Source organism: Georgenia daeguensis (assembly GCF_039537705.1).
GTDB lineage: Bacteria > Actinomycetota > Actinomycetes > Actinomycetales > Actinomycetaceae > Georgenia > Georgenia daeguensis.
Genome location: NZ_BAABBA010000006.1, coordinates 183930 through 196704, shown reverse-complemented (window position 1 = coordinate 196704; position 12775 = coordinate 183930). Strand labels below are relative to the sequence as shown.

Below are 12775 nucleotides of genomic sequence, written 5' to 3'. Positions count from 1 at the left end.
GATCCCCACCAGGGGGACTCTTCACGGAAGGAGCCAGCGATGGGTCTGGACGACAAGATCAGCAACGCCGCCGAGAAGGGCGCGGGCAAGGTCAAGGAGGGCGCCGGCAGGGCGACCGACAACGAGAGGCTGGAGGCCGAGGGCCAGGCCGACCAGACCAAGGCCAACCTCAAGCAGGCGGGCGAGAACGTCAAGGACGCCTTCAAGTAGACGCCGCGACGACGCCGGCCGGAGCCCCGCGGGAGCGATCCCGCGGGGCTCCGGCGTGTGAGGATGGAGGCATGGTCACCGGGCCGGTCGCCTTCGTCCTCGGCGGCGGCGGCGTGCGCGGCGCCGTGCAGGTGGGCATGGTGCAGGCGCTCCTGGAGGCGGGGGTGCGGCCGGACATCGTGGTCGGAACCTCGGTCGGGGCCATCAACGGCGCACTGCTCGCGTCGGACCCGACTCTCGCCGTCGTGGACCGACTCCGCGCCGCCTGGACGTCCGCCGCGGCCAGGGCCGTCTACGGCGACTCCCTCGGCCGCCAGCTCCGCCGCCTCGTCACCACGCGGACGCACCTGAACTCACCGGAGCCGCTGCGGCGGCTGCTCGCGTCCGAGCTCGGCCCGGACGCCACGTTCGAGGACCTCGCGGTGCCGCTCACCGTGGTGGCAGCGAACATCGAGCGCGCCAGCGAGCAGTGGTTCGACAGCGGCCCGTTGATCGACGCGGTGCTCGCCTCCGCCTCCGTGCCGGGCGTGCTCCCGGCCACCCGGATCGGCGAGGAGCACTTCATGGACGGTGGCCTCGTGAACTCGATCCCGCTCGAGGCCGCCGTGCGGCTGGGGGCAAGGACGGTGTACGTGCTGCAGGTGGGCCGGGTGGAGGAGGCGCTCCGCGTGCCGACCCGCGCGCTCGACACCGCCCGCGTCGCCTTCGAGGTGGCCCGGCGCCACCGCTTCTCCCGCGACGTGACCCTCGTCCCCGAGGGCGTCGAGGTGCACGTCCTGCCCAGCGGCGGGGCGCTCGAGGGCGACGAGAAGCTGTCCTCCTACCGGCGGATGGACACCGCGACCCGTCGGATCGAGCGTGCGTACGCCGCCAGCCGGCAGTACCTGAGCGCCACGGAGCTGTCCTGATGCCCCTCCCGCCGCGCTGGGTGCGCCGGGTGCTCGTCGCGCCGGCCGTCGTCGTCGGTGCCGTCATCCTCGTCACGACGCTCCCGGTGTGGCTGCTCGTGGCCACCGGCCTGACCGCCCTCGTCCCCGGCTACCTTCGGCTGCCCCGGGTGCTGTGGATGGTGACGTTCTACCTGCTGTGGGACTCCGCGGCGCTGGTGAGTCTCTTCGGGCTCTGGGTGGCCTCGGGCTTCGGGTGGCGGGTGCGCAGCCCGGCGTTCCAGCGCACGCACTACGTGCTCGCCGGCTGGTTCCTGCGCCAGCTCTTCCGGCAGGCCAGGTGGGTGCTGCGACTGCGGATCGACGTCGAGGGCGACGTGGCGGGCGGCGGGCTCGCCGGCCACCCGATCGTCCTGGCCAGCCGGCACGCCGGCCCGGGGGACTCCTTCATCCTCGTCCACGCACTGCTCAACTGGTTCGAGCGGGAACCACGGATCGTCCTGAAGGACACCCTCCAGTGGGACCCGGCGGTCGACGTCATGCTCAACCGCCTGCCGAACCGCTTCATCGCCCCGACGCCGTTCGGGGCGCCCCGCCGCGTCCCGGCGCCGAGCCTTACGGACCAGGTCGGGCAGCTTGCCCACGGCCTCGACGCCAACGACGCCTTCGTCATCTTCCCCGAGGGCGGCAACTTCACCGCCGAGCGCCGCCGACGGCGGATCGAGGGCCTGCGCCGGGAGGGTCGTACGGCGATGGCCGCCCGGGCCGAGGCGATGCGGCACGTGATGGCGCCGCGCCCCGGCGGCATCCTCGCCGCGCTCGACGCCGCCCCCGACGCCGGCGTCGTCTTCGTCGCGCACACCGGCCTCGACCGGATGGTCACGGTCGGTGACGTCTGGCGCGAGCTGCCGATGGACAAGCGCATCGTCATGCACGGCTGGCAGGTGCCCCGCGACGAGATTCCCCTCGGCAGGGAGGAGCGGATCGAATGGCTCTACGGGTGGTGGGAGCGCATCGACGCGTGGGTTGCGGCACGGTCGGCCGCCCTGGCGGACGGCTCGGCCGGTCGCGAACCGGCGGCGTGACGCCGGGCGTCGCGTCCCGGACGGCGTGAGTCCCGTACGGTGCCGCACCAGGGCCCTTGGTCGTCGGGTGTGAGCCGCCTCACCCCCTATCCTTTCGAGGGTGACCGCGGTCACCCGTAGCCTGGCCGCGAACACCCGACGGCGAGGAGAGTCGCGATGGCGAAGTACGTGTACCGGTTCAGCGAGGGTGACAAGGACCAGAAGGACCTGCTGGGTGGCAAGGGTGCCAACCTGGCGGAGATGACGAAGATCGGTCTGCCGGTCCCGCCGGGGTTCACGATCACCACCGAGGCGTGCCGGGCGTACATGCGCGACGGGCAGGTCCCGCCCGAGCTGCGCGTCGAGGTCACGATGGCGATGCGCGAGATCGAGGACACGATCGGGCGGCGCCACGGCGACTTCCACGAGCCGTTGCTGGTCTCGGTGCGCTCGGGGGCGAAGTTCTCGATGCCCGGCATGATGGAGACGGTCCTCAACGTCGGGCTCAACGACGCCTCGGTGAAGGGGCTGGCCGAGTTCTCCGGGGACGAGCGCTTCGCGTGGGACTCCTACCGGCGCCTGATCCAGATGTTCGGCAAGACCGTGCTGGAGATTGACGGCGAGCGTTTCGCCTCGGCGCTGGAGGCGAAGAAGAAGGAGGTCGGCGCGGCCACCGACGTCGACCTGACCGCGGAGGACCTCAAGGACCTGGTGGAGTCGTTCAAGCAGATCGTGCGTGAGGAGTCCGGGCGGGAGTTCCCCCAGCACCCCCGCGAGCAGCTGGACATGGCCATCGAGGCCGTCTTCGGCTCGTGGAACACCGAGCGGGCGCGGCTGTACCGGCGCCGTGAGCGCATCCCGAACGACCTGGGCACCGCGGTCAACGTGGTGACGATGGTCTTCGGGAACCTGGGGGAGACCTCCGGCACCGGGGTGGCCTTCACCCGCGACCCCTCCACCGGGCACTCCGGGGTGTACGGGGACTACCTGCCCAACGCCCAGGGCGAGGACGTCGTCGCCGGCATCCGCAACACCCTGACCCTGGCGGAGCTGGAGGGTCTGGACCCGAAGTCCTACGCCGAGCTCATGCAGGCGATGCGCCGGCTGGAGACCCACTACCGGGACCTGTGCGACATCGAGTTCACCATCGAGCGCGGCAAGCTGTGGCTGCTGCAGACCCGGGTGGGCAAGCGCACCGCCGGCGCGGCGTTCCGGGTGGCCACCCAGCTGGTGGACGAGAACCTCATCACCATGGACGAGGCGATCTCCCGGGTCTCCGGCGCCCAGCTCACGCAGCTGCTGTTCCCCCAGTTCGACGGCGAGGCGGACCGCAAGCTCCTCACCCGCGCCATGGCGGCATCGCCGGGCGCGGCGGTCGGGGAGATCGTCCTGGACAACGCCCAGGCGCTGACACGCACCCAGGCGGGGGCGAACGTCATCCTCGTGCGCCGGGAGACCAACCCCGACGACCTGCAGGGCATGATCGTCGCGGCCGGCGTGCTGACCTCGCGCGGCGGGAAGACCTCCCACGCCGCCGTGGTCGCGCGCGGCATGGGGACGACGGCGGTGGTCGGGGCCGAGGAGATCGACGTCGACGTCGTCGCCCAGGAGGTCCGGGTCGCCGGGCAGGTGCTCCACCCGGGCGACGTCATCGCGCTCGACGGGACCACCGGCGAGGTGTTCCTCGGCGAGGTGCCGGTGGTCGACTCCCCGGTGATGCGCTACATCGCCGAGGGCCTGGACGCCGGGCTCGCCGCGAGCGAGGACGACGCCACCCGTGAGCTCGTGCTCGCCGTCGACCGGATCCTCACCCACGCCGACTCGGTGCGGCGCATGCAGGTGCGGGCCAACGCCGACACCGCCGAGGACGGGCGCCGGGCGCGCGAGCGCGGCGCGCAGGGGGTGGGGCTGTGCCGCACCGAGCACCAGTTCCTCGGCGAGCGGCGCACGTACATCGAGCACCTCGTCCTCGCCGAGGGCGGTGAGGCCCGCGAGGCGGCCCTGGCCGAGCTGCTGCCGCTGCAGCGCAAGGACTTCGTCGACCTGCTCGAGGCGATGGACGGACTGCCGACCACGATCCGGCTCATCGACCCGCCGCTGCACGAGTTCCTGCCCGACCTGACCGAGCTGGCCGTGAAGGTCGCGGTGGCCAAGGAGCAGGGCAAGGTCGAGGAGCGGGACGTCAAGCTCCTCGCGGCGGTGCAGCGCATGCACGAGCAGAACCCGATGCTCGGTCTGCGCGGGGTGCGGCTCGGGCTGAAGGTGCCGGGCCTGTTCGCCCTGCAGATCCGGGCGATCGCGGAGGCCACGGTCGAGCTGCGCCGGGCGGGCAAGGACCCGCGCCCGGAGATCATGGTCCCGCTCGTGGGGTCCGTGCGGGAGCTGCAGATCGTCCGCGAGGAGGCCGAGGGCATCCTCGCCGAGGTCGGCGCCGCGGCCGGGACCACGCTGGACGTGCCGATCGGCTGCATGATCGAGCTGCCCCGTGCGGCGCTGACCGCGCACCGCATCGCCGAGGAGGCCGACTTCTTCTCCTTCGGCACCAACGACCTGACCCAGACCACCTGGGGCTTCTCCCGCGACGACGTCGAGGGCGCGTTCTTCGCCGACTACCTCGAGAACGGGGTGCTGACCATCTCCCCGTTCGAGACCCTCGACGGCGACGGCGTCGGCGCCCTCGTCCGCGCGGGCGTGGAGGGCGGCCGCTCGACCAAGCCGCATCTGCACATGGGAGTGTGCGGCGAGCACGGCGGCGACCCCGAGTCCATCCACTTCTTCCACAACGCCGGGCTCGACTACGTCTCCTGCTCGCCGTTCCGGGTGCCGATCGCCCGCCTCGAGGCCGGCCGCGCCGCCGTCATGGCGGGGGAGGACACCACCGCCTGAGCCGGTGACTGGGCTGGAGGCCCGGCCGGCTGCGGGGAGGAACGACGAAGGGCTGGGCGGGAGTTCCGGTGCACACCCGCCCAGCCCCTGGGGGCGGCCGTCTAGACGGAGGCGACGATCCGTGCGTCGAGCTCGTCGGGCCGGACCCCGAGCGCGGCGGCCGCGTCACGGCGCGACTGCTCGCTCTGCCGCGCGTAGAGGTCGAAGGGGTCGTTGAGATCCCGCTCCAGGGCGCCGGCCATCCAGTCGGCGTCGCGGGCTACACCCTCCTGGGAGACGTCCTTGGACCCCTCGTCGGTGAGGTTGGACTGGAAGATGCCCGCGGCCGAGCGCGGGAGGAAGTCCTCGTACACGATCGGCTCGGGCACGGCCGCGCCGTCGACGACGCCGTACGTGAAGTACGCCAGTCCCCGGGCGGCGAGCTCGGCCTCGGTGGTGGGGAACTCCCGGCGCCAGACCTCCCGGTTGATCTCCTGACGCTCCTCGGCGCCCAGGCCGGCGGAGCGCTCGTCGACCTCCGCGACCGCCCGGTCGTAGATGGCCCGGCCCTCGCGGGTCAGGGCGATGCCACGGGCCTCCACCTCTCCGAAGCGCACGCGCAAGGAGGACGTCTCGATCGTCCCGTCGGGCAGGCGGAAGGCGCGCGGCTCGGCCAGGGCCCGGAAGGAGGTCTGGCGCAGCAGCACGTCCGGTCCCTCCCAGCGGGGCGGGCCCTGGATGTCGTCGATCATCGTGATGCCGCGAGCCTCCATGCGGGCGTAGAGATCGTCGATGTCGAGCACCCGCGGGGTGAGGTGGTTGATGTGCGTGCTGGCCACCCCGCCGATGTCGGCGGCGACGGCCGAGACCGCCTCCAGCTCGTCGTACCAGGCCCGGTCCACCGGCTCGCGGGAGAGCTCGAAGGAGGCGGTGGAAAGCTCGAGGAACCGCTCGGCGTCCGTGCTGCTCAGGCTGCCGTGGGTCTCGGCGCGGTCCGCCAGCTCCATGAGCTCGGGCGGGAAGATCTCGCGGGCGTCGAGGAACGACTCGAGGCGTCGCTGGAGGTCGGCGGAGAAGAACCTCCGGTCCGACGGGGTGAGCATGGAGGTGAAGACCCGGAACGGGTTCCGTGCCAGCTCGTCGGCGGCGATCGGGCGGAAGGCCGTGGAGATGACCGGCACGGCCGCGCTGGTCGCGGCCTCACGCAGGTCGTAGAACCCGACCGGGTGCATGCCCATGGCACCGAAGATCCTGGCGACCTGCGCCATCTCCCTCGGGGTGCCGAGACGGATCGCCCCGTGACGCTCGGCGGTGACACGGTCGATGCTGCCGAGCCGCTCGGCGTCGGCGCCGAGGCGGGCGACGACGTCGGCGTTCACGGCGTGGGACACCTCGAGCAGGCTGGTGTAGGCGGGGACCTCCTTGCCGTACATGTCGGAGAGGCTGCGCGCGAAGGCTGCCCGCAGCTGCCAGGGAAGGACTTCAGACATCGTTCGACTTCTTTCTGTCTCGGGTGGGCGTGGTCGTCGGGTCGGCTCAGCGGGCCGCGGGCGATCCTTCGAGGACCGGGTCGGCACCGGTACGTCGTGCGGAGTCCTGCTCCAGCTCCAGCGCCCGCAGGCGGGGCAGCACCTCTGCGCCGTAGAGACGCAGGAAACGCTCCTGGTCGACGCCGGGCGCGTGGAACACGAGATGGCGGAAGCCGAGATCGAGGTACGGGCGGATCCGGGCGACGTGCTCGTCCGGGTCGCTGGAGACGATCCACCGTGAGGCGGCCCGCTCGAGCGGCAGCGCGTCGGCGAGACGCTGCATCTCGATGGGGTCCTCGATGCCCGTCTTCTCCTCCGGCTTCAGCGCCAGCGCCGCCCAGTTCGCCGTGTCCCGCAGCGCCCGCTCGGCATCGGGGTCGAAGGACACCTTCATCTCGATCAGCAGGTCGAGGTCGTCGAGGGTCCGTCCGGCCTTCTCCGCCCCCTCGGACAGCGCCGGCAGGAGGGTCTCGCTGTAGAGAGACTCCGCCTTCCCCGACGTCGTGATGAACCCGTCCGCCAGGCGACCCGCGAGGCGGGTGGCGGAGGGGCCCGAGGCACCGACGTAGATGGGGACGGGCCTTTCCGGGCGGTCGTAGATCGTGACCAGCTTCGTGCGGTAGAAGTTGCCCTCGAAGGTCACGCGGTCCTCGGTCATCAGCTGCCGCATGAGCAGCAGCGCCTCCTTGAGACGCGCGAACCGCTCCTTGCCGTCGGGCCACTCGATGCCCAGCGGGACCTCGTTGAGAGACTCGCCGGAACCGATGCCGAGCACGAGACGCCCCGGGAAGAGCTGACCGAGCGTGGAGAAGGCCTGGGCGACCACGGCCGGGTGGTAGCGCAGCGTGGGTGTCAGCACCGAGGTGCCCATCACGATCCGGTCGGTGCTGGCTCCCAGGGCTCCCAGCCAGGGGAGCGCGGCCGGTGCGTGCCCGCCGTCGTGACGCCAGGGCTGCAGATGGTCCGAGATGAACACGGAGTCGAAACCGGCGTCCTCGGCCGCGACCCCGAAACGGACGAGGTCCGCGGGCCCGAACTGCTCGGCGGAGGCCTTGTACCCGAGACGAAGTGGCATGGCTGTCCTCTCTAGACGGTGAGTGCGTGGTTCAGCGGGCGCCAGGTGACGGCCTGGCGCGGGGGCGGGGTCTGCTCGCTGCGACCGTCGACGAGGGGCTCGCCGTCGACGAGCACCGCCGCGATGCCGGGGAGGTCACCCAGCGCGAAGCACTCGAGGGCGTCCTCCCCGAGCGAACCGGTGATCGGGCCGAGGACGACCAGGTCGGCGGGCCGGCCGGGAGCGAGCACCCCGACGTCGAGGCCGTGGGCGCGGGCCGTCGTGCCCGTCGCCGCGGCCACGGCCTCGGCCGGGTCGACGCCGCACATCGAGGAGAGCATGCAGATGTTCCGGAGCATCCCCCGGGGGATGACGCCGGTGCCGCCCGGCGTGTCGGTGCCGAGCGTGAGCCGCGAGAACGAGCCCTGGGCGAGCAGCTGCTCCACCACGAAGGCGGTGGCGCGGTAGTTCATCGAGCTGCACACCTCGAGCGCGGTGCCCGGAAGCAGGTCCACGACGTTCCGGATGTCATCGTCGGGCATCGGGATCGGTCCGCCGGAGATGTGCCCGACGATGTCCGGGCCGACGGCAGCGACGATGTCGAACCCCGCGACACGGCTGGAGCCCGAGCGGGACACGCCGCCGGAGTGCATCTTCACGGTGATGCCCCGGTCGTGGCACCACCTCAGGTACTGCGCGGGCTCCCCGGTGTCCAGCAGGTTCCAGTCGTAGAAGATGAACTTCGCCTGGGTGACGCCCTCCGCCTGCAGCCGGTCGAAGTGGCTCTCGGTCATCCCGGGGACGAGCAGGACGGTGCCGGCGACGACCTTGACGCCCGAGGGACGCATCCTGGCCGTGGTGTGCCGGGACACCGTGGCGATGGACACCACGAGCTCGGGGGTCAGGGCCGTGAAGTCCAGACCCGGGATGTGCAGCTCACCGGCCGAGACCATCGTCGTCGTGCCGCCGTGGAGGTAGTTGTGGAACCAGCCGATCGCGTTCTGCGCCGGGGTCCACTCACCGAACGTGGGGTGCACGTGCCCGTCGACGAGGCCCGGGATGACGGTGAGCCCGCCTGCGTCGAGCACCCGGTCGGGGGAGGCGACGTCGACGCCGACCCCGGTCACGATCCCGTCCTCGATGACGAGGTTGGTGTCCCGCAGCGGCGGCACCCCGGCCTCGCCGGTCGCCAGGACCCCGATGGAGTCGATGAGCGTCTTCATGTTCTTCTCCCGTGCTGTGTTCAGGGGCCGGCGTGCGCCGGCCCGCCGTCGGGGCGTGCTAGCGGGCCGCCGGCTCCAACGACCGGCCCAGGGACCAGCCGAAGACCGCGGCGGCGACCGCGACCGCGGCCAGCTGCGCCAGCCGGGCCGGTTCGACGAGGACGGTCCGGCGGGTGCGGGGGACGGCCGGGCCGACGCCGGCAGCGACGCCCGCGGCGTCAGTGGGGCCGTGGCCGGCGGACGCGGCCCCGGACTCGACGAGCGCGCCCATCCTCTTCGCCACCTGCTTGACGATCCGGCCGGAGACCTGGGTGAGGAGACCGGAGCCGAACTGCGCGACCTTGCCGCCGAGCTGCATGGTGGTGGCGATCGAGACCGTCGTGCCGGCCGGCGACGGGTCGGCGGTGACCACCAAGGTCGCCTCGACCGTTCCCTGCCCTGTCACGTCCTCGGCGCTGATGAGGACCTCGAGCCGACGCTCGTCGTCGTCCCGCGCCACGACGGTGGCGGTGCCGCCCAGGCCCATCGAGATGGGTCCGACCTTGATCGTGACCCGGCCGTGGTAGGTGTCACCGTCCTGCGAGACTATGACCGCGCCAGGCAGGCAGAGGGCGACCTGGGGCATGTCACCGACCGTCCGCCACACGACGTCCGGTGGCGCCGCGACGTCGAAACTGTTGGTGAGCTCCATGCTGACCTCATAAGTCGTATGAGAACAAATGATTCTCGGGACTGGATTCCGATGCCCTGCTGTGCGGTCCGGACGTCGTCGCCGTGCCGGAGCGTGGGCGTAAACCTACAGCAGAACAACACTCTTGGGAACAACGTCGCGGAGATTCTCCACGACTTCTGAGGTGGTCGTTGCGCTTCTGGGCCCGATGGTGAGAAGGTCTGGGTTGTAGGTAGTCCTACAGTTCGATGTCACGGTGCCGAGCAGAGCGGCGGGCACCTGTCGGGCGCAACGACGACGAAGGGGTAGCCAGGTGCTGACCAAGGGGATAGGACTCTTCCCGACCGAGCCCGTCGACGCCATGCGGTCGTACGTCCAGCTGTGCGAGTCGCTGGGGTACGAGAGCGTGTGGTTCGGCGACTCCCAGAACATCTGGCGGGAGTCCTCGTTGACGATGGGCGCCGCGGCCGTCGGCACGGAACGCATCACGTTCGGGACGGGCGTGACCAACGCGTCGACCCGGCACCCCTCCGTGGTCGCCTCGTTCTGGGCGGCGCTCCACGAGTACACCGGCGGGCGCGCCCGGCTGGGGATCGGCACGGGGGACTCGTCCCTGCGCACCATGGGGCTCAAGCCGCAGAAGCTTGCCGAGCTCGAGAAGTCGGTGGATGACCTGCGCACCCTCTTCCGCGGCGGCGAGGTCGAGGAGGCGACCAGCGGGTCGACCTTCCGCCTCGGCTGGTTGACCGAGCCGCAGGAGGTGCCGATCTACATCGCCGCCTCGGCCCCGAAGATCCTGCAGATGTCGGGCCGGATCGCCGATGGCGTCATCGTGCTCGTCGGCACCGCCCCCGAGTTCATCGAGGCTGCCCTGCGGACGATCGAGAAGGGGGCGAAGGAGGCGGGGAAGTCGCTCTCTGACGTGCACATCGTGCTCTGGACGCCGACGGCGATCAACGAGGACCGCACGGAGGCCCGGGACCTCGTCCGGGCCCACGTCTCCCGCGTCTCCATCCGTCCCCTTCCCGCACCGATCGACCCCTCGCTCCAGGCGGCGGTCGACCGGATCAAGGAGACGTACAACTACTACGAGCACATGGACACGGAGGCCGCGCACGCGGACCTCGTGCCGGACGGCCTCGTGGACCTCTTCGCGCTCGCGGGCACCCCGGACGAGTGCGCCGAGCGGCTGCGGGACATCAAGGGGCTCGGCGTGGACCAGGTCTCGATCGTGCCCTTCGTGCGGCCCGGGCAGAGCAAGGAGCAGACGATCCGTACCTTCGCAGAGATTGCGGACGGCCTGTGACGACGCCGGTGCCCGGTCTGTACCCGCCGCCCGGCGGCGGCGAGCTGGGGGCGCCGCCCCCGTTGCGGGGCAGGGCCGCCGCGTCGTCGGCGCGGCCGGAGGACGGGGCGGCTGTGCGTGCGGGCGGGGCGGTCGCCGGAGCGGCCGGCACCACCACCGGCGCGCCGCAGGGCACCCCCGGAGGTGGTGAACGCCCGGTCGTCCCCGTGGGCTCCGCGCGCGTGCCGGACGCCGCCACCGCGGTCGCGGCGCTGCTCGGGGCCGCCCTGGGCCTCGCCCTGCAGCGGAGGTGGGGCCGATGAGGGTCGAGCCGATCGCGACGGACGAGGCGCCCACGCCGAGGGCCGCCTACTCCCAGGCGGTGCGCTGCGGCTCCTTGCTCTTCCTCTCCGGCCAGGTCGGCACCGACCCGGGGACGGGCCGCCCGGTGAGCGAGGATGTCGGCGCCCAGACCCGGCAGGCGCTCGAGAATCTCCGGTCCGTGCTGCGCGCGGCGGGGGCGTCCATGGCCGACCTGGTCTCGGTGCGCGTCTACCTGGTGGACACGGGCGACTATGCGGCGATGAACGCCGCCTACGATGCGGCGATGGTGGAACCGTACCCGGCACGCACGACGATCTACTGCGGGCTGAATCCCGGGAACAAGGTCGAGATCGACGGAGTGGCGATGCTGTCCTGACCGGTCCGTGCGCGGCCTCGGGCGGCGTCACGGGGTGTCGACCAGCCGCCGGAAGATTCGTTCGTAGACACCCTTTCCCCGATCCACTTCTCTCGCTACGCTGAGGGCCTGGTTCACCGTTCCTGCACCAACGATGGTGCTGAACAATGACGTTCAGAGATACAGAAACCAACTCTTGACAGGGCTGTTACTTGAAGGAAACCTTCAGAGTCATTTCTGTACCTACAGTCTCTAGCGTGCACACCCTGCTGGTTCGACGATCCACCCTGGAGGAACTCGCCATGACCACCACCACGCGACGCACGGTTCCCGCCCTGGCCGTCCTCGGAGGCCTCGCGCTCGCACTCGCGGCCTGCTCGGCCGGAGAGGCGGACACCGCCGGCGGTGAGACCACCGACGAGCTCACGATCTCGGCCACCGGTGTCGACAGCCTGCCGTTCATGGCCATGCTCCAGGCCGGCATCGACAAGGGATGGTTCGAGGAGGAGGGCCTCGACGTCTCCCTCTACTCCGCCAGCGGCGGCGGCAACACGCTCCGCGTGGTGACGAGCGGCGACGCTGACATGGCGATCGCCGGCAACACCTCCATCGTGCTCGCCGCGCAGCAGGAGTCCTCCAACCTCACGATCATCGCCCCGTGGTTCCAGGTGAACGACTTCTCCTGGATCGCGCCCGCCGGCACGGAGCTGACCGAGGGGTCGGTGATCGGCTTCAGCTCCGCGGGGTCCTCGACCGAGCTGATCACCAAGAACCTCGAGGCGGAGCTCGACGGCATCACCACGCAGGCGGTCGGCGGCGCGGGCGACAACTGGACGGCCGCCAAGGCCGGGCAGATCACCGCCGGCTGGGCGATGCAGCCGTTCATCGCCGACAAGGTCATGAACGATGGAGCCGAGGTCGTGCTGAACTCGCGGGAGGTCATCGGCGACATGCCTGCCGACCTCGTGGCCGTGAACGACGACTACGCCGAGGCGAACCCGGAGAACCTCCGCGCGTTCTTCCGCGCCGTCGACCGGCTGAACGAGTGGATCGTCAGCGACCCGGCCGCCGCCGCGAAGGACCTGGCGCCGCTCCTGAAGGTCTCGGAGGAGGTCATGGTCGAGGCCATGGCCCAGACGCCGGACCTCGAGAAGGCGTACTCGCTCACCGTCGACCCGGAGACGCTCGAGAACCTCTCGAAGCTCATGGTGACGGCCGGCCAGATCGCCGAGCCGATCGACTGGTCCACCGCGCTGGACCAGCAGTACCTGCCCGAGGACGACCAGACGGACCTGTAACGACCACCGAA

The 12775-nt window shown here is 71.3% G+C and carries 12 protein-coding genes; 8 read left to right on the top strand and 4 right to left on the bottom strand.

The features are described from left to right. Positions 1–39 precede the first annotated feature (39 nt). From ABD774_RS08190 to ppdK, 4 genes are all read left to right on the top strand, one after another. Entirely contained in the window at positions 40–210 is a 171-nt protein-coding gene (locus ABD774_RS08190) for a CsbD family protein (protein WP_345039687.1), read from the top strand. 71 nt (positions 211–281) lie between these two features. After that, on the top strand, positions 282–1118 hold the full coding sequence (locus ABD774_RS08185; protein WP_345039685.1) for a patatin-like phospholipase family protein: 837 nt from the start codon (positions 282–284) through the stop codon (positions 1116–1118). Then, positions 1118–2182: a 1-acyl-sn-glycerol-3-phosphate acyltransferase gene (locus tag ABD774_RS08180; protein WP_345039683.1), complete on the top strand. Its 1065-nt coding sequence runs from the start codon at positions 1118–1120 to the stop codon at positions 2180–2182. The genes ABD774_RS08185 and ABD774_RS08180 overlap by 1 nt, the downstream gene beginning before the upstream one ends. Positions 2183–2338: 156 nt before the next feature. Beyond that, positions 2339–5047 carry a pyruvate, phosphate dikinase gene (gene ppdK / locus ABD774_RS08175; protein ID WP_345039681.1) on the top strand — a complete coding sequence of 903 codons (2709 nt, stop codon included), beginning with the start codon at positions 2339–2341 and terminating at the stop codon, positions 5045–5047. A gap of 101 nt (positions 5048–5148) precedes the next feature. Here the strand turns inward: ppdK and hglS are convergent, their stop codons facing one another. The 4 genes from hglS to ABD774_RS08155 are packed head-to-tail and all read right to left on the bottom strand — an operon-like array spanning position 5149 to position 9523. Then, on the bottom strand, positions 5149–6516 hold the full coding sequence (gene hglS, locus ABD774_RS08170; RefSeq protein ID WP_345039678.1) for a 2-oxoadipate dioxygenase/decarboxylase: 1368 nt from the start codon (positions 6514–6516) through the stop codon (positions 5149–5151). A gap of 46 nt (positions 6517–6562) precedes the next feature. Beyond that, positions 6563–7630: a glucose-6-phosphate dehydrogenase (coenzyme-F420) gene (gene fgd / locus ABD774_RS08165; protein WP_345039676.1), complete on the bottom strand. Its 1068-nt coding sequence runs from the start codon at positions 7628–7630 to the stop codon at positions 6563–6565. A gap of 11 nt (positions 7631–7641) precedes the next feature. Then, a complete protein-coding gene (locus ABD774_RS08160) occupies positions 7642–8832 on the bottom strand; it encodes an amidohydrolase family protein (RefSeq protein WP_345039672.1) in 1191 nt (396 codons plus the stop codon). A 58-nt stretch (positions 8833–8890) separates the two neighbouring features. Continuing rightward, positions 8891–9523: an SRPBCC family protein gene (locus ABD774_RS08155; protein WP_345039669.1), complete on the bottom strand. Its 633-nt coding sequence runs from the start codon at positions 9521–9523 to the stop codon at positions 8891–8893. Between the two features lie 292 nt (positions 9524–9815). On the opposite strand from ABD774_RS08155, the gene ABD774_RS08150 reads away from it, so the two are divergent. The 4 genes from ABD774_RS08150 (at position 9816) to ABD774_RS08135 (ending at position 12764) form a co-directional block, all read left to right on the top strand. Then, positions 9816–10808, top strand: a complete 993-nt coding sequence (locus ABD774_RS08150; protein ID WP_345039666.1) for an LLM class flavin-dependent oxidoreductase — start codon at positions 9816–9818, stop codon at positions 10806–10808. Continuing rightward, positions 10805–11110: a hypothetical protein gene (locus tag ABD774_RS08145; RefSeq protein ID WP_345039664.1), complete on the top strand. Its 306-nt coding sequence runs from the start codon at positions 10805–10807 to the stop codon at positions 11108–11110. Before ABD774_RS08150 ends, ABD774_RS08145 begins: the two co-directional genes overlap by 4 nt. Beyond that, complete coding sequence (locus tag ABD774_RS08140; protein WP_345039662.1) at positions 11107–11487, top strand: RidA family protein; 381 nt, start codon at positions 11107–11109, stop codon at positions 11485–11487. Before ABD774_RS08145 ends, ABD774_RS08140 begins: the two co-directional genes overlap by 4 nt. Before the next feature lie 281 nt (positions 11488–11768). Further along, on the top strand, positions 11769–12764 hold the full coding sequence (locus ABD774_RS08135; RefSeq protein ID WP_345039660.1) for an ABC transporter substrate-binding protein: 996 nt from the start codon (positions 11769–11771) through the stop codon (positions 12762–12764). The last annotated feature ends 11 nt before the right edge of the window (positions 12765–12775 follow it).